Genomic DNA, 22,725 nt, shown 5'->3' on the forward strand with positions numbered 1-22,725 from the left:
GACGAAAAAGACGGGAGATCGACTGCTATCCTGATGAAAGTGCGGCCGACGCTCGCCGCCCTTCGATGCAGCTCGCACCATCGGGAGAACGTCCATGTCCGCCTTGGCCGCCATCGCGCCGAAAGACGCCGCCTATCAGCCCTTCCGCGCCCCCTTCGCCCCCGACGACGGCGATCTCGTCCGCGCCTTCCTCGCCGAGACGACGCTGACCCCCGAGGCCCGCGCCCGGGTGAACGCCGACGCCACCCGCCTGATCGGCGCGATCCGCTCCGAGAAGGGCGGCTTCGGCGTCGAGGAGTTCCTGCGCGAATATGCGCTGACGACCCGCGAGGGTCTGGCGCTGATGGTGCTCGCCGAGGCGCTCTTGCGCGTGCCCGACGCCGCCACCGCCGATCGGCTGATCGAGGACAAGCTGGCGGAAGCCGAATTCGAGAACCACGAGCGCGTCTCCGACGCCTGGCTGGTCTCGGCCTCGGCCTGGGCAATGGGGCTGACCGCCCGCGTCTTCCGCCCCGGCGAGACGCCGACCGGCATCCTCTCCGGCATGGTCAAGCGCCTCGGCCGCCCGACCATCCGCACCGCGGCGCGGCAGGCGATGCGCGTCATGGGCTACCAGTTCGTGCTCGGCGAGACGATCGACAGCGCGCTCTCCCGTGCCTCGAGCCTCGAGGCCAAGGGCTGGCGCCACAGCTACGACATGCTCGGCGAGGGCGCCCGCACGGCGGCCGATGCCGAAGCCTATTTCGCCTCCTACGCCATGGCGATCGAGCGCATCGGCGCGTCCGCCGGCAAGGCGCCGCTGCCGGCGCGGCCCGGCATCTCGGTCAAGCTCTCGGCGCTGCATCCCCGCTACGAGGCGGTCAACCGCGAGGCGGTGATGCGCGAACTGGTGCCGCGCCTGATCGATCTCGCCCGCGCCGCCAAGACATACGACCTCGCCTTCACCGTCGACGCCGAGGAGGCCGATCGGCTGGAACTGTCGCTCGACGTCTTCGCCGCGGCGCTCGCCGACCCGTCGCTCGCCGGCTGGGACGGCTTCGGTCTGGCGATCCAGGCCTATCAGAAGCGCGCCGCCGCGGTCTGCGACTGGATCGTCGACCTCGCCAAGGCCCACGACCGTCGCCTGATGGTGCGCCTCGTCAAGGGCGCCTACTGGGATACCGAGATCAAGCGCGCCCAGGAGCGCGGCCTCGACGACTTCCCGCTCTTCACCCGCAAGGCGGCGACGGACGCCTCCTATCTCGCCTGCGCCCGGCGCCTGCTCGCCGCGCGGCCGTGGATCTATCCGCAGTTCGCCGGCCACAACGCCGTGACCATCGCCGAGGTGCGCGAGATCGCCGGTCCCAAGGGCGACGGTGACCCGGGCTTCGAGTTCCAGAAGCTGCACGGCATGGGCGACGCGCTGCATCGCACCGTGGTCGAGGTCGACGGCTGGCCCTGCCGCATCTACGCCCCCGTCGGCGGTCACCGCGACCTGCTCGCCTATCTGGTGCGCCGCCTGCTCGAGAACGGCGCCAACTCCTCCTTCGTCGCCAAGGTCGGCGACGAGGCGGTCGACGTCGCATCCCTCCTCGTCACGCCCTCCGAGGAACTGGCGGGCGGCACCAGGCCGCGCCATGCCCGTATTCCCCGCCCCGCCGCGCTCTATGGCACGCGGCCGAACTCGCGCGGCCTCGAGTTCGGCGTCGCCGCCGAATGCGACGCGCTGGTGGCCGCCATCGCCGCCCATCGCGGCGCCGTCTACGACGCCGCCCCGGTGATCGACGGCAAGGGCCGTCCCGGTAGCACCCGCGACGTCGTCTCGCCGGTCGACGGCAAGACGGTCGCCGGCAGCGTGAGCGAGGCGACGCCGGAGATCGCCCGCGAGGCGGTCGATCGCGCGGCTGCCGCCTTCCGCGGCTGGGACGCGACCCCGGTCGAGATCCGCGCCACGGCGCTGGAGAAGCTCGCCGACGCGCTCGAGGCGAACCGCGAGCGCTTCATGGCGCTGCTCGCGGTCGAGGCCGGCAAGACCCTGCCGGACGGGCTGGCGGAAGTGCGCGAGGCGATCGACTTCTGCCGCTACTACGCCGGCGAAGCCCGTCGTCTCTTCGGTGCCGACAAGATCCTCCCCGGCCCGACCGGCGAGGAGAACCGGTTGGTCCATCGCGGCCGCGGTCCCTTCGTCTGCATCAGCCCGTGGAACTTCCCGCTGGCGATCTTCCTCGGCCAGATCTCTGCCGCGCTCGCCGCCGGCGACACGGTCGTCGCCAAGCCGGCGGAACAGACGCCGCTCGTCGGCGCCCTCGCGGTGAAGCTCGCCCACGAGGCCGGCATCCCCGGCGGCGTGCTGCAGTTCGTCCCCGGCGACGGCGCGGTCGGCGCGGCGCTGGTGGCGCATCCCTCGGTCGCCGGCGTCGCCTTCACCGGCTCGACCGAGGTCGCCCGCATCATCAACCGCACGCTCGCCGCCAAGGACGGCCCGATCGTGCCGCTGATCGCCGAGACCGGCGGCATCAACGCCATGATCGTCGATGCGACCGCGCTTCCCGAACAGGTTGCCGACGACGTCGTGACCTCGGCCTTCCGTTCGGCCGGCCAGCGCTGCTCGGCGCTGCGCCTGCTCTTCGTCCAGGAGGACGTCGCCGACCGCATGGTCGCGATGATCGAGGGCGCGGCGAAGGAGCTGCGGCTGGGCCTGCCGTCCGATCCGGCGACCGACGTCGGCCCGGTGATCGACGCCGAGGCGCGCGATCGCCTCGCCGCCCATGTCGACGAGGCACGCGCCGCCGGTCGTGTCGCCTTCGAGGGCGAGACGCCGAAGGGCGCGCTCGCCGGCGGCACCTGGGTCGCCCCGACGGTGATCACGCTGGAGAAGGCCTCGGACCTCGACAGAGAGCACTTCGGGCCGATCCTGCACGTGGTGCGCTGGAAGGCCTCGGAACTCGACGCGGTCTGCGATGCGATCGCCGCGACCGGCTACGGCCTGACGCTCGGCGTCCATTCGCGCATCGAGTCGACGATCCGGGCGATCGAGAAGCGCCTCGCGGTCGGCAACGTCTACGTCAACCGCAACATGATCGGCGCGGTGGTCGGCGTGCAGCCCTTCGGCGGTTCGGGCCTCTCGGGCACCGGGCCGAAGGCGGGCGGGCCGAGCTACCTGCCCCGCTTCGCGCTGGAACAGGTGGTCGCCACCAACACCGCCGCCTCGGGCGGCAATGCGGCGCTGCTCTCGCTCGGCGAGGACTGAGGGAAGGGCGGGGCCGCGGCCCCGCTTCAGACCGCGAAGGTCCGCCCGTGATCTCCGCCCTCGAGGCCGAGATGGGCGGCGAAGGTCGCCCCGACGTCGGCGAAGCCCAGCCGGCCGAGCTCACGCGGCGCGATGCCGGGGCCGAAGGCGAGCACCGGCACGTGCTCGCGGGTGTGGTCGGTGCCGCGGAAGGTCGGATCGCAGCCGTGGTCGGCGGACGCCACCACGAGATCGCCCGGCCGCAGCCGCGCCAGCAACTCCGGCACGCGCCGATCGAAGGCCTCGAGCCCGGCGGCATAGCCGGCGACGTCGCGGCGATGGCCCCATTCCATGTCGAAGTCGACGAAGTTCGAGACGATCAACGCCCCGTCGGGAGCGCTGTCGAGGGCGGCCAATGTCGCGTCGAACAAAGCGGCGTTGCCGGCGGCCTTGACCACCTCGGTCGGCCCGACATGGGCGAAGATGTCGTCGATCTTGCCGATCGCCACCACGGCACGCCCCGCCTCCTTCGCCCGTTCGAGCAGCGTCGGGGCGGGCGGCGGTACGGCGTAGTCGTGGCGGTTGGCGGTGCGCCGGAAGTCGGCCGCGCTTCCGCCGACGAAGGGCCGGGCGATCACCCGGCCGATGCCGAGCGGATCGACGAGGCGGCGGGCGATCTCGCAGGTCCGGAACAGTCGTTCGAGCCCGAAGGCTTCCTCGTGCGCGGCGATCTGGAAGACCGAGTCGGCCGAGGTGTAGACGATCGGCTTCCCCGTGCGGACGTGTTCCTCGCCGAGCCGGGCGATGATCTCGGTGCCCGAGGCATGTTCCTCGCCGAGCACGCCGGGAAGTCCCGCTTCCGCGACCAGCGCGGCGATCAGATCGCGTGGGAAACAGGGCTTCGTCTCGGGGAAATAGCCCCAGTCGAAGGTGACCGGCACCCCCATCAGCTCCCAGTGGCCCGACGGCGTGTCCTTGCCGCGCGAGGTCTCGACCGCGAAGCCGTGGGCGCCGAGATCGGGCACGACGCCGAAGACGTCCGGCCCGCCGGTGGAGGCGGCATGCGCCCGGCCGAGCCCGAGGCGGGCGAGATGGGGGATCACCAGCGGCCCGGCGCGCAGGCCCGCCCGATCGGCGCGGCCGGCCGCGCATTCGGCATGGATGTGACCGAACGTGTCGGATCCCTCGTCGCCGAAGCGCGCGGCATCCGCCGCCGCACCGCAGCCGAAGGAATCGAGCACGAGAAGAATGGCACGCGTCATGTCGTCTCCCGATCCGGCCTTCGTCAGCCGATGCGATCGGCGACGAGCGGCAGGGCGCCCGGCTTTTCCGGGGCGATGTGAAGGGCCGCGACGAGCCGCGCGGCCGCGATCTCGGCCGCCGCCTCGCTCGCGGCATGGACCCGGCCGATCGGTGTCCGGCGATCGACCTTCGCGCCCCGTCCGACGAGATCGGAGAAGCCGACGGCCGGATCGATCGTGTCGGTCGGCTTCGTCCGTCCGCCGCCGAGTTCGACGACGGCGACGCCGATCGCCCGCGTGTCGATGGCACCGACGAACCCGTCTTCGGCGGCGAAGACGTCGCGGACGACCGGCGCCTTCGCCAGATAGATGGGAGCCTCGGCGACGAAGTCCACCGGCCCGCCGAGGGCGGCGACCATGCGGTCGAAGACCTCCGCCGCCCGGCCGTCGTCGAGGCAGGCGGTCAGCCTACCTTCGGCGTCCGCGGTGTCGGCCGCGAGCCCGGTCGCCACCAGCAGCTCGGCACCGAGCGCCACGGTGATGCCTTCGACGCGCGGGTCGATGCGGCGGCGGGCGAGGAAGTCGACGGCGTGGATCACCTCGAGCGCATTGCCGGCGGCGGGCGCCAGCGGCTCGTTCATGTCGGTGACGAGGGCGGTGGTTCGAAGCCCCGCGCCGTTGGCGACGCTGGTCAGCGTGCGGGCGAGGTCCTGCGCCTGTTCGAGCGTGCCCATGAAGGCGCCGCTGCCCCATTTGACGTCGAGCACCAGCGCGCCGAGACCGGCGGCGAGTTTCTTCGACAGGATCGAGGCGGTGATGAGATCGATGCTCTCGACCGTGCCGGTGACGTCGCGGATGGCGTAGAAGCGCTTGTCGGCCGGCGCGAGGTCGCCGGTCTGGCCGATGATCGCGCAGCCGACCTCGGCGGTGACCTCCCGGAAGAGGTCGAGCCCCGGCTGGGCGCTGTAGCCGGGGATCGCCTCGAGCTTGTCGAGCGTGCCGCCGGTGTGGCCGAGGCCGCGGCCCGAGATCATCGGCACGAAGGCGCCGCAGGCCGCGAGCATCGGCGCGAGCATCAGCGAGACGTCGTCGCCGACGCCGCCGGTCGAATGCTTGTCGACCACCGGCCCCGGCAGATCCCAGGCGAGCACGGTGCCGCTGTCGCGCATCGCGGTGGTCAGCGCCACGCGTTCGGCGAGGTCGAGCCCGCGGAAGAACACCGCCATGGCGAAGGCGGAGATCTGGGCGTCGGTCCACGACCCATCGGTCAGGCCGGCGACCAGCGCGGCGATCTCGCCGGCCTCGAGCCGGCCGCCGTCGCGTTTGCGGCGTATCGTTTCCTGCGGCAGCAGCATGACGTTTCCTCGTGGTTCTTCTCAGTATCCGGCCGTGGCCGGTCCGTCGCGGCCCTCGATCGTCGCGAGCAGCGCGTCGAGAAGACCGGAGGCGCCGAAGCGGAAGGTCGCAGGCGCCGCCCAGTCCGGCCCCATGATGCGGTCGGCGATGGCGAGGTAGGTCGCCGCGTCCTCGACGCTGCGCACCCCGCCCGCCGCCTTGAAGCCGGCCGGCCGACCGCTCGCCTTCACCGCCGCGATGAGGATCTCGGCCGCCTCCGGCGTGGCGTTGACCGCGACCTTGCCGGTCGAGGTCTTGACGAAGTCGGCGCCGGCGCCGAGCGCCAGATCGGCCGCCGCCCGGATCTTGCCCCCGTCGCCGATCTCGCCGGTCTCGAGGATCACCTTGAGCCGCGCGCGGCCGTCGCAGATCCGCTTCACCCGCACGATCTGCGTCTCGGCGAAGCCGGGCCGCCCGGCGAGGAAGGCTCGCCAGGGCATGACGAGATCGATCTCGTCGGCACCGTCGGCGATCGCCGTCTCCGTCTCGGCCTCGACCGCGCGGGTGTCCTCGCCGCCTTCGGGGAAGTTGACGACGGTGGCGATCTTCACCCCCGTTCCGGCGAGTGCCGTCTTCGCGACGCGCACGAAACGCGGCCACAGGCAGACGGCGGCGACCGATCCGTGCGACGTCACGGCGCGGGTGCAGAGGTCCCGCGCACCGGCTTCGGTCGCGTCGTCGGCGAGGTCGGTCAGGTCGAGAAGGCCGAGCGCACGGCGCGCGACGGATGCGGGATCGGCAGTCATTCGGTCTCCTTGTGCCATCGGCCGAGGATCGCACCGACGAGACGGGTCATGCGTTCGCTGCCCTGCGCCGCCTCGTGCTTGGTCTCGGCGTGGGAGAGCGGGCGGCCGGTCATGCCGGCGCCGAGGTTGGTGATCATCGACAGTGCCAGGACCTTCAATCCCACGTGGCGGGCGAGGATCGTCTCCGGCACGGTCGACATGCCGACGGCGTCGGCGCCGAGGACGCGCGCCATGCGGATCTCGGCCGGCGTCTCGAAGGACGGGCCGGTGAACCACATGTAGACGCCCTCGTCGAGCTCGACGCGTGCCGCCTTCGCCGCCGCCCGTGCGAGTTTCAGCAGCGCCGGATCGTAGGCCCCGACCATCGAGACGAAACGGCCGTCGCCGCTGGTGCCGATCAGCGGGTTCGGACCGAGCGCGATGTGGTCGGTGATCAGCATCGGCGACCCCGGCCCGACGTCGGCGCGCAGCGATCCGGCCGCATTGGTCAGGATCAGCGCCTCGACGCCGAGGGCGGCGAGTGTCTCGATCGGCACCGCCATCTCGCGCGGATTGCCGTGCTCGTAGTAGTGCGCCCGCCCCGACAGGACGGCAACCGGCGTGCCCTCGACCCGCCCGAGCACCAGCTCGCCGGCATGGCCGGAGACGCCGGAACGCGGGAAGCCGGGCAGGTCGGCGTAAGGCACGACGACCGCGTCCTCGACCACGCGGGCGAAGTCGCCGAGGCCGGAGCCGAGCACCAGGGCGACGCGGGGAGCGAGGCCGGGGCAGTGGTCACGGATGATGTCGGCGAGAGCGTCGGGCGTCATCGCGGTCCTCACAGGTGGCCGGGGCCGAAGGAGAGCGGCAGCAGCTCGCCGAGCGGGATGCTCGTCACCTCGCCGTCGCCGTCGCGCAGGTGGATCGAGGCGGTCTCGGCGGCGAATTCGCGGATCTTCTGGCGGCAGCCGCCGCAGGGCGGACACTGCACCTCGGCGCCTTCGGCGGGGCCGCCGACGATCGCCACGGCGAAGATGCGCCGCGCGCCCCCTGCCGCCACCATCGCCGAGATCGCGCCGGCCTCGGCGCAGGTGCCCTGCGGATAGGCGGCGTTCTCGACGTTGCAGCCGACATGGATGCGGCCCTCCTCGTCGAGGATCGCGGCACCGACGAAGAAGTTCGAATAGGGGGCATGCGCCCGCACCCGCACGTCGGCGGCGGCTTCGAACAGCGCGTCGAGCGCGGCTTTTTCCTTGGACATGAAAGGTCTCCTCTCAACGGTCCTTGGTATAGGGAATGCCCGAAGCCTTCGGCGGGATCGCGCGGCCGATGAAGCCGGCGAGCAGCACCACCGTCAGGACATAGGGCAGCGCCTGGAAGACCTGGACGGGGACGGTGCCGATCCCGGGGATCGGCGTCCCCTGCAGGCGGATGGCGACGGCGTCGAGCAGCCCGAAGAGCAGGCAGGCACCGAGCGCGTTGAACGGCTTCCACTTGGCGAAGACGAGGGCGGCGAGTGCGATGAAGCCCTTGCCGGCGGTCATGTCGCGGACGAAGCCGGCCGATTGGGCGACCGCCAGATAGGCGCCGGCGAAGCCGCAGAGCACGCCGCAGACGATCACCGCCCGATAGCGCAGGCCCGCGACCGAGACGCCGGCGGTGTCGACCGCATGCGGATTGTCGCCGACCGCCCGGAGCCGAAGTCCGAAGCGCGTCCGCCACAGCACCCACCACGTCGCCGGCACCGCGGCGAGCGCGGCATAGACGAGGATGTTGTGGCCGACGATCACCTCGCCCCACAGCGCGCCGATCCCGTCGTGACCGAGCGCGCGGGAAATGCCGAAGTCGAGGTCCACGCCCAGGAAGCGGTCGCCGGCGCCGAGCTGCGGCGTGCGTCCGCCCTCGCCGTACCACACCTGTCCGAGCAGCACGGTGAGGCCGGCGGCGAGGAAGTTGATGGCGGTGCCGGAGACGATCTGGTTGCCGCGCTGGGTGATGGCGGCGAAGCCGTGCACCAGCGACAGGAAGACCGCCGCGAGGATCGCAGCCAGAAGACCCGCCCAGGGCGAATGGAACTGCGCCGCCGCCGCACCGCCGGCGAAGGCGGCCGCCAGCATCTTGCCCTCGAGGCCGATGTCGACGACGCCCGAGCGCTCCGACCACAGGCCGGCGAGACAGGCGAAGAGCAGCGGCACCGCGAGGCGGAGGCCGGATCCGAGCACCGGGGCGGCGACGTCGAGGAAGGCGAAGGCGTCGGTCATCGCGCGCGCTCCCTTCCACCGGCGAAGAGCCGCACGAGGGCCGGACGGAACATGTGTTCGAGCGCGCCGGCGAAGAGGATCACCAGCGCCTGGATGACGACGATCATGTCGCGGCTGATCTTCGGCTTCTCGAAGGCGAGTTCGGCGCCGCCCTGGTAGAGGATGCCGAAGAGCAGCGCCGCCAGCACCACGCCGACCGGATGCGACCGCCCCATCAAGGCGACTGCGATGCCGACGAAGCCGGCGCCGGCGACGAATTCGATCAGCAGCCGATGCTGCGTCCCCATCACCTCGTTGACCGCGAGGAGACCGGCGAGCCCGCCGGAGATCAGCATGGCGACGATCGTGACATGAGCCGGGTCGATGCCGCCGTGGACCGCGGCGCGCGGGTTGGCGCCGACGGTGCGGATCTCGAAGCCGAGCCGCGTCCGCCAGATCAGCACCCAGACGAAGAGGGCGGCGAGTGCCGCCACGAAGACCATCGGATTGAGCGGCGACTGACCGAGATCGATGCCGAAGGGGGCGACGAGATCGCGCAGGAAGGGCAGCCGCGTCGGCTCGGAGAAGGAGCGCGATTCCGGGCTCATGGCGCCGGGCTTGCCCATCACCTCGACCAGCAGCCACACCATCAGCGTCGCCGCCAGATAGTTGAACATGATGGTGGTGATGACGATGTGGCTGCCGCGCCGCGCCTGCGCCCAGGCCGGCACGAAGGCCCAGGCGGCGCCGAAGGCCATGGCGGCGGCGAGCGCGAAGGGCGCGACCAGCCACCACGGCGCCCCGTCGAAGGCGAGGCAGACGAGCACGGTGCCGAGGCCCCCGAGCGTGGCCTGTCCTTCGGCGCCGATGTTGAAGAGCCCGGCATGGAAGGCGACGGCGACCGCGAGCCCGGTGAAGACGAAGTCGGTCGCGTACCACAGCGTGAAGCCGATGCCTTCCGGGTAGCCGAGAGCGCCGCGGATCATGATCGCGATCGCCTCGAGCGGGTTCTCGCCGATCGCCAGCACGACGAGGCCGGCGACCAGGAAGGCGACGGTCAGGTTGAGGGCGGGGACGACCACCCAGTCGACGAAGCGCGGCAGGTCGCGGTGCGTGGCAGGTGTCACGGGCGCGCCTCCTCGTCCGAGGCGCCGGCCATCATCAGGCCGATCGCCGTCTCGCTCGTCTCCGGCCGGCATTCGCCGACGATCCGGCCGCGGCACATGACGATCACCCGATCCGAGAGCGACCGGATCTCGTCGAGCTCGGCCGAGACCAGAAGGATCGCCCGGCCCTGGTCGCGCAGGTCGATCAGCCGGCGATGGATCGCCTCGATCGCGCCGATGTCGACGCCCCGGGTCGGCTGGCCGACCAGCAGCACCGACGGGTCGCGCAACACCTCGCGCGCCACCACGATCTTCTGCTGGTTGCCACCGGAGAAGAGCGCCGTGCGCAGCGTCGGATCGGCCGGCCGCACGTCGTAGTCGGCGAAGGCCTCCTCGGTCTCGCGGGTCAGTTCGCCGATGTCGAGGAGGAGCCCGCGCGCGAAGGCCGGATCGGCCTGATGGCCGAGCAGCATGTTCTCGCGCGCCGGAAACGACAGCACGAGGCCGGCGCGGTGGCGGTCCTCCGGCACGTGGGCGAGGCCGAGGGCGCGGATCTCGTCCGGGTGGAGCCCGGTCGCGTCCTCGCCGTTGATGGTGATGCGCCCGCGGGTCGGATGGCGGATGCCGGCGATCGTCTCCAGCAGCTCCGACTGGCCGTTGCCGGCGACCCCGGCGATGCCGACGATCTCGCCGGCGCGCACCGTCAGGCCGACGTCGTCGACGACGGCGATGCCGCGCCCGTCGGTGACCGTGAGGGCCTCGACCGTGAGCCGCGGCGCGCCCGGCACCGACGGTGCCTTGTCGACCGACAGCAGCACGCGCCTGCCGACCATCGCCTCGGCGAGATGTTCGATCGAGGTCGCGGCGGTGGCGAAGTTGGCGACGATCTCGCCGGCCCGCATCACCGACACCCGGTCGGTCACCGCCATGATCTCCTTGAGCTTGTGGGTGATGAGCAGGACCGTCTTCCCCTCCTCGACGAGGCGGCGGAGGATGCGGAAGAGATGGGTCGCCTCCGACGGCGTCAGCACGGCGGTCGGCTCGTCGAGGATCAGGATCTCGGCGCCACGGAACAGCGTCTTGAGGATCTCCACCCGCTGCTGTTCGCCCACCGACAGATCGCCGACCAGCGCGTCGGGATCGACGGCGAGGTCGTAGTCGGCGGCGAGACGGGCGAGCAGCGCGCGCGCCCGCTTCTCCGCCGCGCCGATCAGCCAGGCGCCTTCCGCGCCGAGCAGCACGTTCTCGAGCACGGTCATCGTCTCCACCAGCATGAACTGCTGATGGACCATGCCGATGCCGAGCCGGATGGCGTCGGCCGAGCTGCGGATGTCGACGCGCCGGCCGTGGATCAGGATCTCGCCGCGGTCGGCGGCATAGAAGCCGTAGAGGATCGAGGTCAGTGTCGACTTGCCGGCGCCGTTCTCGCCGACGAGGCCGTGGACGGTGCCGGCCTCGATCGCGAGATCGACGTCGCGATTGGCGTGGACCGCGCCGAAACGCTTGTCGATGCCGATGAATTCGACGGCCGGCGGGCGGGTACCGTTCATGGGGGCCTGTCGTCCGGTCTGGGCGACGGCCGAGGGACGTCGCCCCCCGGCCGTGTGCCGATCAATAGGGGCAGGTCTTGTCGGCCATGTAGTCGTGGACGACCACCTTGCCCGACAGGATGTCGTCGCGCGCCTTGTCGGCGGCGGCCTTCATCGCCGGCGTGATCAGGCCCTTGTTGTGGTCGTCGAGCGACCAGCCGACGCCGTTCTCCTTGAGGCCGAGCACGGTCACGCCCGACTTCCAGGCGTCGGTCTTCGCCGCCTTGAAGGCGTCGTAGACGGCGACGTCGACGCGCTTGGTCATCGAGGTCAGCACCTTGCCGGGATGGAGATGGTTCTGGTTCGAATCGACGCCGATGCCGAGCTTGCCGGCATCCGCGGCGGCCTGCAGCACGCCGAGGCCGGTACCGCCGGCGGCGTGATAGATCACGTCGGCGCCGCGATCGATCTGCGACTTGGCGAGCTCGCTGCCCTTGACCGGGTCGTTCCAGGCGGCGCCCGTGGTGCCGGTCATGTTCTGGAAGATCTCGATCTTCGGGTCGATCGACTTGGCGCCGCCGACGTAGCCGCAGGCGAACTTGCGGATCAGCGGAATGTCCATGCCGCCGACGAAGCCGAGCTTGTGGGTCTTGGAGGCCGAGGCCGCCAGCACGCCGACCAGCCAGGAGCCTTCCTGCTCCTTGAAGACGATCGAGCGCACGTTCGGCAGATCGACGACCATGTCGACGATCGCGAACTGGAGCTTCGGGAACTCCTTGGCGACCTTCTCCACAGCGGTCGCCTGGGTGAAGCCGATGGCGACGATCGGCGAGAAGCCCTTGCGCGCGAAGTTGCGCAGCGCCTGTTCGCGCTGGGCGTCGTTCTGGATCTCGAAGTCGCGATAGTCGACCCCGGTCTCCTTCTTGAACATCTCGGCGCCGGCGTAGGCCGCCTCGTTGAACGACTTGTCGAACTTGCCGCCGAGGTCGTAGAGCACGGCGGGCTGGATGTCGGCCGCAGCCGCGATACCGGCCGAGAACGCGACCGCGAAGGTCGCTGCGAGGGTCGTCTTCAACATCTCGTCACCTCGTTCGCCTGGGGGCCGCCGCCGTCGGCGTGCCGGCCCCGCCGCATGAAGGGCATGCCGCCGGCGAGATTGGCACGGCCCCGTGACGACCGCACCTCGTTTTTCGTATGGTTCGCGGATCGTCCACCGAGGGATGCGGTGGCGGGCTCCGCCCTCTTGCGTCGCGCGCCCGAAGGGTCGACCATCGGGTCGCCGAACCACCGGATCCGTCATGCACGCCTCCCTCCTCGACGCCTTCGCCCATCCCGTCCTTCTCGCCGACATCGGCGGAACCAACGCCCGATTCGCCGTCGTCGAGACGCCCGGCGCGCCGTTCCGCGATCTCGGCCGCACACCGACCGCCGATCATCCCGATCCGATGGCGGCGATCGAGCGCTTCGTCCTGCCGAAGCTCTCGGCGCCGCCGCGATCGGCGATTCTCGCGGTCGCCGCGGCGATCGAGGGTGACGCCATCCCCTTCACCAACTCGCCCTGGGTGCTCCGGCCCGACGACCTGCGTCGCGGCTTCGGCCTCGACGCGGTGGTGGTGGTCAACGACTTCGAGGCCCAGGCGCTCGCCCTGCCGCATCTCGGTGTCGACGATCTCGCGCCGATCGGCGGCGGCACGCCGCGCCCCGACGCCACCATGGCGGTGATCGGTTCGGGCACGGGCATCGGCGTCTGCCTGATGGTCCATGCCCGCGGCGTCTGGGTGCCGGTCCCCGGCGAGGGTGGCCACGTCGACTATGCGCCCCGCGGCGCCCGCGAGGCGGCGATCGTCGAGACGGTGTCGCACGACCTCACCGCCGCCGGTGGCGACGGCCGGGTGAGCGTCGAGACCGTACTCGCCGGTCCCGGTCTCACCCGCGTCCACCGCGCGGTTCGCGCGCTGCGCGGCGAGGCGCCGGTCGAGCTCGACCCGGCCGGCGTCACCGACGCCGCGGCGCGGGGCGAGCCGGCGGCGGTGGAGACGATGGGCTTCTTCGCCGCGGCCCTCGGCCGCGTCGCCGGCGATCTCGCCCTGCTGTCGTTGCCCTACGGCGGTGTCTTTCTGGGCGGCGGCGTGCCGCCGCGCCTCGTCCCCCTCCTCGCCGACGGCCGCTTCCGGGCCGCCTTCGAGGACAAGTGGCCCTATCGCGAGCTGATGTCGGGCTTCGCCACCTCGGTGGTGATGCATCCGCTGCCGGCCTTCGTCGGCCTCGCCGCCTTCGCGCGCGATCCCGCCGGCCACGCCGTCGCCCTCGACGGGCGACTGTGGCGCTGACGGCCCTCGCGCGGCCTCATACCATCGGGCATTGGAAATGACCGATGGCATTCCGCACGCGCGTTTCGCATTGCCTCGATGCACATGGGAAATTCGCGTGTCTTCAAAGGCCGGGTGCGTGAGCACCTCCGGCCTTTGGCATCAGTTGAGCACGCGCGTCGCCTGCGGCAGGTCGAGCGAGAAGGCTGGGATCTCGACGTCGAAATAGACGCCGGCACCGGCTTCCATGCGGTAATGGCCGGTCATGAAGCCGGACGTCGTGGTCAGCGGGCAGCCCGAGGTGTATTCGAAGCGCTCGCCCGGACCGATCAGCGGCTGTTCGCCGACGACGCCGGGGCCGTTGACTTCCTGGATGCGGCCGTTGGCGTCGACGATGCGCCAGTGGCGCGCGCGCAGCCTGACCGGCTCGGCGCCGAGATTGGCGATCTCGACCGTATAGGCCCAGAACCACCGGTTCTCCGACGGTTCCGACTTGTCGGCCTGATACTCGGGCGTCACGGTCACGCGGATGTCCCGCGTCACGGCCTCGTACATTCTCTTGCCTCCGGCACGCGGCGACGTCGCCGTCGCCGCCGCCATCATGCCGAATTGCGAGCCGGGCGCAATTCGGGGCGTCACATGGGTGTTCGTCAGATCGCCTTGCGGGCGACCGCGACGGCGGCCGTCACGTCCTCGATCAGGTCCTCGATGTCCTCGAGACCGACCGAGAGGCGCAGAAGGCCGTCGGAAATGCCGAGCTCGGCGCGCACCTCGGGCTTCAGCCGCTGGTGCGTCGTCGTCGCCGGATGGGTGATCAGGCTCTTGGCGTCGCCGAGATTGTTGGAGATGCGGATGATCTCCAGCGCGTTGGAGAAGGCGAAGGCCCCCTTCTTGGCGCCCTCGACCTCGAAGGCGATCAGATTCGACCCGCCGCGCATCTGCTTCGCGGCGATCGCCGCGTTGGGATGGTCGGCGCGGCCCGGGTAGAGCACCTTGGCGATGCCGGGAAGGTCCGCGAGCACGTCGGCGAGGCGGGCGGCATTGGCCGTCTGCTTCTCGACCCGAACGGCGAGCGTCTCCAGCCCCTTCAGCATCACCCAGGCGTTGAAGGGCGACAGCGACGGGCCGGTCTGGCGGATGAAGACCTGGAGATGGTCCTCGACGAACTTCTTCGAGGCGAGCACCACGCCGCCGAGGCAGCGGCCCTGGCCGTCGATGTGCTTGGTCGCCGAATAGACGACGACGTCGGCGCCGAGCGCCAGCGGAGACTGCCACAGCGCGGTGGCGAAGACGTTGTCCACCACCAGACGGGCGCCGGCCGCATGGGCGATCTTCGCGATCGCCTCGATGTCGTAGATCTCGAGCGTCGGGTTGGTCGGGCTCTCGAGGAAGAACACCTTGGTGTTCGGCCGCGCCGCGTCCTTCCACTGGTCGAGGTCGGAGCCGTCGACCAGGGTGCAGCCGATGCCGAAGCGCGGACAGAGGTCCTCGACGATGTAGCGGCACGAGCCGAACAGCGCCTTCGCCGCGACGACGTGGTCGCCGGCCGAGAGCTGGCAGAGGATGGCGGCGGTGACCGCGGCCATGCCGGTCGCGGTGGCGCGGGCCGCCTCGGCGCCCTCGAAGGCGGCCATGCGGTCTTCGAACATCGAGACGGTCGGATTGCCGAAGCGCGAATACTGGTAGCCCGGCGAGGTGCCGAGGAAGCGGGCTTCCGCCTCTTCCGCGTTCGCGTAGACGAAGCCCTGCGTCAGGAACAGCGCCTCGGAGGTCTCGGCATACTGCGAGCGCAGCACGCCGCCGTGGACGAGTTCGGTGGCGGGACGGCGGCGGCGGGGCGTTTCGGTCATCGTGTCTCTCCGATCCGTCTCCGGCGGACGAGCCCCGGAAACGCAAAAACCCGGCCGACGGGTGCGGTCCGGGTTTTTCCCATCCCGACCCTTTTAGCGCGTTGTTTTACGTGGCGGCAAGCCGGCCGGCTCAAATGACCACGGTATCGGGGTCGTGCATAATCCCGTCGCGCGGCCCCGTCAAATCAGGAAATGCTGATGGAGGCGGGCGCCGACGCGGGCCCCGGTGTTTGCCCCCTGTGGCGTCCGCCCGGCAGATCGGCTAGGAAGCTGGATCGAGGTTTTCCGGGGATCGGGTCGGCGTCATGCGTGCGGAAGTAGGGGCGGGCATCCTCGCGGTGCAGGACATTCGGGCACTCGCCGCGGCCGGCGGCGTCACCGCCGAACGGGCCTTCGATGCCGACCAGATCCAGCCGGCGAGCCTCGACCTCCGGCTCGGCTGCACCGCCTTCCGCGTCCGCGCCTCCTTCCTGCCGGGTCCCGACCAGTCGGTCGACGACAAGGTCGAGGCGCTGCGTCTGCACGAGATCGACCTGACGCACGGCGCCGTGCTCGAGACCGGCTGCGTCTACATCGTGCCGCTGATGGAGGCGCTGAAGCTTCCCGCCGACGTCTCGGCCTCGGCCAACCCGAAGTCCTCGACCGGCCGGCTCGACATCTTCACCCGCGTCATCTGCGATCGCGCCCGCGCCTTCGACACGATCCCGGCCGGCTACGAGGGGCCGCTCTACCTCGAGGTCAGCCCGCGCACCTTCCCGATCCTGGCCCGCGCCGGCTCGCGCCTGTCGCAGATCCGCTTCCGCCGCGGCGACGCCCGCCTCACCGACGCCGAGCTCGAGGCGGTCCATGCGAAGGAGACCATCGTCTCCGGCGACGACGCGGTGATCCACGGCGGCCTGACGCTGTCGATCGACCTCGAGGGCCGTGCCCCCTTCGCCGGCGGCGAGGGCAATCTCGTCGGCTATCGCGCCAAGCGGCACACCGGCGTCGTCGACGTCGACCGCAAGAACGGTCTCGACGTGCTCGACTTCTGGGAGCCGATCGACAACCGCGGCCGCCGTTCGCTGATCCTCGATCCCGACGAGTTCTACATCCTCGTCTCGCGCGAGGCGGTCCACGTGCCGCCGGACTATGCCGCCGAGATGGTGCCCTTCGACCCGCTGGTCGGCGAGTTCCGCGTCCACTACGCCGGCTTCTTCGATCCCGGCTTCGGCCATGCCGGAGCGGGCGGCGCCGGTGCCCGCGCCGTGCTCGAGGTGCGCAGCCACGAGGTGCCCTTCATCCTCGACCACGGCCAGATCATCGGCCGCCTCGTCTACGAGCGCATGCGGGCGCGGCCCGAGGCGCTCTACGGCGAGACCGGGTCGAACTATCAGGCGCAGGGCCTGAAGCTCTCCAAGCACTTCCGGTCCTGACGGCGCCCTCCGGGCATTTCGGCGCCCGACGGCGCCGAGGCGGGCGATCGTCACGATCGTGCCGTCTTCATGGTTCGAACTCTTGTCGGACGCGGATCGGCTCCCCATCTCCCGGGGACCGCGACCGCGCGGTGCGAGAGGATCACGTCCATGACGCCCGAGGAATCCCAGATCATCCGTTCCGTCTTCGATCGCCTGAAGGCGACCGGCGCGAACGCGCCCCGCGACGCGGAGGCCGAGGCGCTGGTCGAGGCGCTGATGAAGGCCGATCCGCAGGCGGGCGTCGGCCTCGTCCAGGCGCTGGTCGTGACCGAGCGCGCCCGCCAGGCCGCCGCGGCCCAAGCCGCGGCGCTGCAGCAGGAACTCGACGCCGTGCATGCGCAGGGCGCCCCCGCCCCGCAGGGCGGCGGTCTCTTCGGCGGCCCGTGGGGCGCCCCGGCCCAGCCGCAGGCGCCCGTTCCGCAGGGCGGCCCCTGGGGCGGCCGCGGCCCGCAGCCCGGTCCGTGGGATGCAGGCCAACAGGCGCAGCCGCAGGGCGGCGGCTTCTGGAGCTCGGCGCTCCGCACCGGTGCCGGCGTCGCCGGTGGTCTCTTCGCCTTCGAGGCGGTCAAGGGTCTCTTCGGCGGTTCCGGCGCCCATGCCGCGACCGGTGGTGCCGGCCTCTTCGACCAGCCGACCACGGTGATCAACGAGACCGTCAACGTCTTCCAGGGCGGCGATCGCGGCCAGCCGGTCGATCCGGGTGCCGACCCGGCCTCGAGCGGCGGCGGTCTCTTCGACGGCGACGGCGGCTTCGATGCCGGCGGCGACGACGAGGGCTGGTTCTGAGTTTCGCCGCGGGCCTTTCCGCCCGCGGCCCACGCATCCGGCGGACGTCCGCGCCCGCCGTCTCCATCATCGATCCGGGCCCCTCTGGTGGACGTCGTCGGCGCGTCCATGATGTCGGATCTCTCCTCCCGTAGCCGACCGGAGGAGAGATCATGCTCGAATTCGCGTCCCCGCTGTTCACGCTCTGGCTCGGCACGCCGCTGTGGGCCTGGCTCGGCTTCCTCGCCGTCGTCGTCGGCCTCCTCGCCTTCGATCTCGGCCTGAACGATCGTTCCGACCGGGCGATGGGCATCGCCGAGAGCGTCCGCCTCTCCGCCTTCTACATCGCCTTCGGTCTCGCCTTCGGCGTCGCCGTCTGGGCCTGGCGCGGCGCCGACACGGGCCTCGCCTACATGACCGGCTTCGCCCTCGAGAAGGCGCTGGCGCTCGACAACATCTTCGTCATCGCGCTGATCTTCGCCCATTTCGCCGTACCGCCGGAGCATCGCCACCGCGTGCTGTTCTGGGGCATCGTCGGCGTCGTCGTGCTGCGCGGCCTGATGATCGGCCTCGGCGCGGCGCTGGTCGCCGAATTCGCCTGGATCCTGACGCTCTTCGCGGCCTTCCTGCTCTTCACCGGCGTGAAGATGCTCTTCGTCGGCGAGGAGAAGCGCGATCTCGGCGACGATCCGATCGTCCGTTTCGTCTCCCGCCTCTTCCCCGTCGCCCGCGACGGCGAACCCGGCCGCTTCTTCGTGCGCCGACCGCACGAGAAGAGCGGACGGCCGAGCCTGCACGTGACGCCGCTGTTCCTGGCGCTGGTGGCGATCGAACTCGCCGACGTCGTCTTCGCCGTCGACAGCGTGCCGGCGATCTTCGCCGTCACCACCGACCCGTTCATCGTCTACACCTCGAACATCTTCGCCATCCTCGGCCTGCGCGCGCTCTATTTCGCGCTCGCCGCGACGCTCGATCGCTTCCATCGCCTCAAGACGGCGCTGGCGCTGGTGCTGATCTTCATCGGCGCCAAGGTGATCGGCGCCGACCTCGCCGGCATCGAGAAGGTGCCCGCCGCGCTGTCGCTCGGCGTCACCATCGGCCTGCTCGGCCTCGGCGTGGTGTGGAGCCTGTGGGAGACGCGGCGGCGCCCGGCGGCGACGATCGAGGAGTGAGACGTCCCGATCAGCGCGGAAGGTTCGCCGCCCAGGCGGCCTTCTGCGCCTTCTCGCGCTCGACCTTGTCGGGATCGAGCGTGCGGTAGAGGCAGACGGAATGGGTGTCGGCGAAACCGAGCGCCTCGTAGAAGGCGAGGACGCCGGCATTCTCCTTGCGCACCAGGAGATTGATCTTCGGCACGCCGCGCGCCCGGCACCACGCCTCCGCCTCGCCGACGAGCCGCCGGCCGAGGCCGCCGCGCCTCCGGTCGGGGTCGACCGCGAGGTAGTAGACCGCGCCGCGATGCCCGTCGTGACCGATCATCACGGCACCGACGATCATCTCCCCGTCACGCGCCACGACCACCGTGCCGTGGCCGCTGTCGCGGGCGATGCGGATGTCCTCGATCGGATCGTTCCACGGCCTGATGAGACCGCAACGCGCCCACAGGTCGACCACGGCGGGGATGTCGCCGTCGGTGATCGGGGCGAGGGTGATGGCGTCGCTCATGAGAGGCTCTCCCGTCGGAAAGCGCCCGATCTATACCGCGCCGTGCGACACGTCCATGACGGCGCGGTGCCGTGAAGAGAAAGGGCCGGCGTCGCCGCCGGCCCCTCCCGTTTCGTCCGCTCGTCCGCGGGCTCACATCATGCCGAGCATCCGCGGCAGGAACAGCGACAGACCGGGCCAGTAGGTCACCACCACGAGGAAGCCGAGCATGGTCAGGAGCCACGGCCACACCGCCACCGTCAGCTCGGTGATGCCCATCTTGGTGATGCCCGAGGCGACGTAGAGGTTGAGGCCGACCGGCGGATGGCACATGCCGACCTCCATGTTGACCACGATCAGGATGCCGAAATGCACCGGATCGATGCCCAGTCGCACCGCCACCGGAAACAGGATCGGCGCCATGATCAGCACGATCGACGAGGGCTCCATCACGTTGCCGGCGAGCAGCAGCAGGATGTTGACGAAGAGCAGGAAGCCGATCCAGCCGAGCCCCTGGTCGACCATCCACCCCGCCATCGCCTGCGGGATGTTCTCGCTCGTCATGAGGAAGGAGAACAGCACGGCGTTGGTGATGATGTAGAGCAGCATCGCCGACATCGAGGCGCTGTCGAGCAGCACCTTGCCGACGTCGCGGATCCGCATGTCCCTGTAGACGAAGACGGCGATGACGAAGGCATAGACCGCGCTCATGGCGGCGGCCTCCGTCGGCGTGAAGACGCCGGTGTAGATGCCGCCGATGACGATGACGATCAGGAACAGGCCCCAGAAGCTCTCGCCGAGCGCCTTGCCCCGTTCGCGCCACGTCGCTCTGGGCAGACGCGGATAGTCGTTCTTCCACGCCCGATACCAGGTGGTGAGACCGAGCAGGGTGGCCAGCATCAGGCCGGGGATGACGCCGGCGATGAACAGTTGACCGACCGAGGCCGAGGTCACGGTCTCGCCGTTCGGCCCGATCGCCAGCTGCCCCGAGGTCGCCACCGCATACATCACCATGACGATCGACGGCGGGATCAGGATGCCGAGGGCGCCCGAGGTGGTGATGACACCGGCGCCGAAGCGCTTGGGGAAGCCCTGCTTGACCATCGCCGGCAGGAGGATCGAGCCGATCGCCACCACGGTCGCCGGCGACGAGCCGGAGACCGCGGCGAAGAGGGCGCAGGCCATGACGCCGGCGAGACCGAGGCCGCCGTGCCAATGGCCGACCATCGACGAGGCGAAGCGGATCATGCGTCGCGCCACGCCGCCGTGGGTGAGGAAGTTGCCGGCCAGGATGAAGAACGGGATCGCCATGATCTCGAACTTCTCGATGCCGGTGAAGAGCTTCAGCGCGACGCTCTCGATCGGCACCGTCGTCATGGTGAAGAGGAAGGTCAGCACCGTGAGGCCGAGCGCGATCGAGATCGGCATGCCGGTCAGGAACAGGGCGATCAGCAGGGCGAAGATGATGAGGGCGCTCATGCCGCGGCTCCTTCGTCCTCGAGGCCGGCGACGTGGCCGTGGTCGTGCTTGGGCAGGGCGCCGGTCATCCAGAACGAGACCGCGACCTGGAGAAAGCGGAAGCTCATCAGCCACGAGCCGAGCGGCACGCAGAGATAGACGATCCACATCGGGATCTCGAGATCGGCCGAGGTCTGGCCGGTCGCATACATCTCCGTGACGAAGCGCGCGCCGAGCGCGCCGACGATGCCGGTGAAGAGCGCGCCGCAGAAGAGGCCGAACAGGATGAAGGCGGTGCGGGCGCGCGCCCCGAGGCCGTTGATCAGCACGTCGACACCGACGTGGATGCCGGTGCGCACGCCGTATGCGGCACCGAACTTCGCCATCCACACGAACATGTAGATGCACAGTTCCTGTGCCCAGGTCAGACTGAACCCGGCCATCCACTTGTAGATCGAGCGGATCGCACCGGCGAGCGTGGTCCACTCCATCGCGTTGGCGAGGCCGAGCAGTTTGGCGGCCGAGGACAAGCCGTAGCGATGGACCACCGCGACGAAGACGATGGTGGTGGCGGCGGCGATGAGGAAGGCGATGATCGCCTCCTCCAGACGGTCGAGAAGTCGGAGCATGGCGGCCTCGAATGCGTCGCCGCGATCGCGCCGCGGGGACGCGTGCTCGACGCCTGGAGGAAAGGGGAGGGGGCGACCGCGCGCGGCCGCCCGCCGGGGATCACTGAGCGCCGGAGGTCTTGGCCATCTCGACGATCAGATCCTTGCCGATGCGGCTGCCCATCTCGTCCCACACCGGCTTCAGCGCGGCGCGCCAGGCCTTGGTCTGCTCCGCCGTGAGCGTGATGAACTCGGTCTTGCCGGCCGCCTTCATCGCCGCGATCGCGTCGGCGTTCTCCTTCTCGGCGATGTCGTTGGCGTAGGTGGTGGCCTCCGCCAGCGCCTTCTCGAGCTGGCCGCGGGTCTCCGTCGGCAGGCCGTCCCAGAACTTCTTGTTCACGATCACCGCATAGCCGAGATAGCCGTGGTTGGAGAGCGTCGCGAACTTCTGCACCTCGTTCATCTTCTGGGTGTACATGTTCGAGGGCGGGTTCTCGGTGCCGTCGACGACGCCGGTCTGCAGCGCCTGATAGACCTCCGAGAAGGCCATGACCTGCGGCAGCGCGCCGAGCGCCTTCATCTGCGCCTCGAGCACCTTCGACGACTGGATGCGCATCTTCAGGCCGAGGAAGTCGTCGGGCATCCTGAGCGGCTTGTTGGCGCTCATGATCTTGAAGCCGTTGTCCCAGTAGGCCAGCCCGGTGATGCCCTTGGGCTCCAGCAGGGAGAGCAGCTTCTTGCCGATCGGGCCTTCGGTCACCTTCCGGAGTCCGGCGCGGTCGGGCAGGATGTAGGGCAGGTCGAAGGCCTCGAACTCCTTGACGCCGAGCGGGCCGAACTTGGCGAGCGAGGGCGCGAGCATCTGGACGGCGCCGAGCTGCAACGCCTCGAGCTCTTCCTTGTCCTTGTAGAGCTGGGAGTTCGGATAGACCTCGACCTTCACCTTGCCGGCGGTGTATTTCTCGGCGAGTTCCTTGAAGCGGTCGGCGCCCTTGCCCTTGGGCGTGTTGGGCGCCACGACGTGGCTGAACTTGATGACGATGTCTTCGGCCTTGACCGGTGCCGCGACGAGCGCGACGAAAGCCAGCGCGATGGCGAAACGCTTCATTGTCTCTCTCCCTGATGTTCCTTGCCGTCCCCTCTGCGTGGGACTTCCGTCCGAGAAGGTAGTGCAACGGAGCCGGGCGAGG

Annotated in this window: 20 protein-coding genes and 1 riboswitch; of the genes, 5 read left to right on the top strand and 15 right to left on the bottom strand. The window is 70.4% G+C overall.

From position 1 onward, the window contains the following. The first annotated feature begins 94 nt into the window (after positions 1 to 94). Complete coding sequence (gene putA, locus ACT541_RS05430; RefSeq protein WP_476134887.1) at positions 95 to 3,229, top strand: bifunctional proline dehydrogenase/L-glutamate gamma-semialdehyde dehydrogenase PutA; 3,135 nt, start codon at positions 95 to 97, stop codon at positions 3,227 to 3,229. A 26-nt stretch (positions 3,230 to 3,255) separates the two neighbouring features. Here putA and ACT541_RS05435 read toward each other — a convergent pair whose 3' ends face one another. The 9 genes from ACT541_RS05435 to ACT541_RS05475 form a co-directional block, all read right to left on the bottom strand. Beyond that, positions 3,256 to 4,470 carry a phosphopentomutase gene (locus ACT541_RS05435; RefSeq protein WP_476134889.1) on the bottom strand — a complete coding sequence of 405 codons (1,215 nt, stop codon included), beginning with the start codon at positions 4,468 to 4,470 and terminating at the stop codon, positions 3,256 to 3,258. A 23-nt stretch (positions 4,471 to 4,493) separates the two neighbouring features. Then, a complete protein-coding gene (deoA, locus tag ACT541_RS05440) occupies positions 4,494 to 5,804 on the bottom strand; it encodes a thymidine phosphorylase (RefSeq protein ID WP_476134891.1) in 1,311 nt (436 codons plus the stop codon). A gap of 21 nt (positions 5,805 to 5,825) precedes the next feature. Further along, positions 5,826 to 6,590, bottom strand: a complete 765-nt coding sequence (gene deoC / locus ACT541_RS05445) for a deoxyribose-phosphate aldolase (RefSeq protein ID WP_476134892.1) — start codon at positions 6,588 to 6,590, stop codon at positions 5,826 to 5,828. Beyond that, the gene (locus tag ACT541_RS05450) at positions 6,587 to 7,399 is read right to left on the bottom strand and encodes a purine-nucleoside phosphorylase (RefSeq protein WP_476134893.1); all 813 of its coding nucleotides are present in this window, start codon (positions 7,397 to 7,399) and stop codon (positions 6,587 to 6,589) included. The genes deoC and ACT541_RS05450 overlap by 4 nt, the downstream gene beginning before the upstream one ends. An 8-nt stretch (positions 7,400 to 7,407) precedes the next feature. Further along, positions 7,408 to 7,830 carry a cytidine deaminase gene (locus ACT541_RS05455; RefSeq protein ID WP_476134895.1) on the bottom strand — a complete coding sequence of 141 codons (423 nt, stop codon included), beginning with the start codon at positions 7,828 to 7,830 and terminating at the stop codon, positions 7,408 to 7,410. A gap of 13 nt (positions 7,831 to 7,843) precedes the next feature. Beyond that, a complete protein-coding gene (locus tag ACT541_RS05460) occupies positions 7,844 to 8,830 on the bottom strand; it encodes an ABC transporter permease (RefSeq protein ID WP_476134896.1) in 987 nt (328 codons plus the stop codon). Further along, positions 8,827 to 9,936 carry an ABC transporter permease gene (locus tag ACT541_RS05465; protein ID WP_476134898.1) on the bottom strand — a complete coding sequence of 370 codons (1,110 nt, stop codon included), beginning with the start codon at positions 9,934 to 9,936 and terminating at the stop codon, positions 8,827 to 8,829. Before ACT541_RS05465 ends, ACT541_RS05460 begins: the two co-directional genes overlap by 4 nt. Then, a complete protein-coding gene (locus tag ACT541_RS05470; protein WP_476134900.1) occupies positions 9,933 to 11,465 on the bottom strand; it encodes an ABC transporter ATP-binding protein in 1,533 nt (510 codons plus the stop codon). The genes ACT541_RS05465 and ACT541_RS05470 overlap by 4 nt, the downstream gene beginning before the upstream one ends. 61 nt (positions 11,466 to 11,526) lie before the next feature. Further along, positions 11,527 to 12,519, bottom strand: coding sequence for a BMP family lipoprotein (locus ACT541_RS05475; RefSeq protein ID WP_476136041.1), 993 nt, complete (start codon positions 12,517 to 12,519; stop codon positions 11,527 to 11,529). 223 nt (positions 12,520 to 12,742) lie between these two features. On the opposite strand from ACT541_RS05475, the gene ACT541_RS05480 reads away from it, so the two are divergent. Beyond that, a complete protein-coding gene (locus ACT541_RS05480) occupies positions 12,743 to 13,774 on the top strand; it encodes a glucokinase (RefSeq protein WP_476134901.1) in 1,032 nt (343 codons plus the stop codon). 141 nt (positions 13,775 to 13,915) lie between these two features. Here ACT541_RS05480 and apaG read toward each other — a convergent pair whose 3' ends face one another. Beyond that, a complete protein-coding gene (gene apaG / locus ACT541_RS05485; protein ID WP_476134903.1) occupies positions 13,916 to 14,308 on the bottom strand; it encodes a Co2+/Mg2+ efflux protein ApaG in 393 nt (130 codons plus the stop codon). Positions 14,309 to 14,403: 95 nt separating this feature from the next. After that, positions 14,404 to 15,603, bottom strand: a complete 1,200-nt coding sequence (locus ACT541_RS05490; protein ID WP_476134905.1) for an O-succinylhomoserine sulfhydrylase — start codon at positions 15,601 to 15,603, stop codon at positions 14,404 to 14,406. Between the two features lie 72 nt (positions 15,604 to 15,675). Beyond that, a riboswitch (SAM riboswitch) is annotated at positions 15,676 to 15,755 on the bottom strand. 153 nt (positions 15,756 to 15,908) lie between these two features. Between ACT541_RS05490 and ACT541_RS05495 the strand changes: the two genes are divergently transcribed. The 3 genes from ACT541_RS05495 (at position 15,909) to ACT541_RS05505 (ending at position 18,997) form a co-directional block, all read left to right on the top strand. After that, positions 15,909 to 17,018 (top strand): 2'-deoxycytidine 5'-triphosphate deaminase, encoded by a 1,110-nt coding sequence (locus ACT541_RS05495; RefSeq protein ID WP_476134906.1) that lies wholly within the window; start codon positions 15,909 to 15,911, stop codon positions 17,016 to 17,018. Positions 17,019 to 17,168: 150 nt separating this feature from the next. Continuing rightward, positions 17,169 to 17,846, top strand: a complete 678-nt coding sequence (locus tag ACT541_RS05500) for a DUF2076 domain-containing protein (protein ID WP_476134908.1) — start codon at positions 17,169 to 17,171, stop codon at positions 17,844 to 17,846. Positions 17,847 to 17,998: 152 nt separating this feature from the next. Next, positions 17,999 to 18,997, top strand: coding sequence for a TerC family protein (locus tag ACT541_RS05505; protein ID WP_476134909.1), 999 nt, complete (start codon positions 17,999 to 18,001; stop codon positions 18,995 to 18,997). A gap of 10 nt (positions 18,998 to 19,007) precedes the next feature. On the opposite strand, the gene ACT541_RS05510 is transcribed toward ACT541_RS05505, so the two are convergent. From ACT541_RS05510 to ACT541_RS05525, 4 genes are all read right to left on the bottom strand, one after another. Continuing rightward, a complete protein-coding gene (locus ACT541_RS05510) occupies positions 19,008 to 19,490 on the bottom strand; it encodes a GNAT family acetyltransferase (RefSeq protein WP_476134911.1) in 483 nt (160 codons plus the stop codon). 132 nt (positions 19,491 to 19,622) lie between these two features. Further along, positions 19,623 to 20,948: a TRAP transporter large permease gene (locus tag ACT541_RS05515; RefSeq protein WP_476134912.1), complete on the bottom strand. Its 1,326-nt coding sequence runs from the start codon at positions 20,946 to 20,948 to the stop codon at positions 19,623 to 19,625. Further along, on the bottom strand, positions 20,945 to 21,556 hold the full coding sequence (locus ACT541_RS05520; protein WP_476134913.1) for a TRAP transporter small permease: 612 nt from the start codon (positions 21,554 to 21,556) through the stop codon (positions 20,945 to 20,947). Before ACT541_RS05520 ends, ACT541_RS05515 begins: the two co-directional genes overlap by 4 nt. Before the next feature lie 100 nt (positions 21,557 to 21,656). Then, the gene (locus ACT541_RS05525; protein ID WP_476134914.1) at positions 21,657 to 22,643 is read right to left on the bottom strand and encodes a TRAP transporter substrate-binding protein; all 987 of its coding nucleotides are present in this window, start codon (positions 22,641 to 22,643) and stop codon (positions 21,657 to 21,659) included. Between the last annotated feature and the right edge of the window lie 82 nt (positions 22,644 to 22,725).

The sequence above is a fragment of the Pinisolibacter sp. DMC100 genome, from assembly GCF_056313705.1.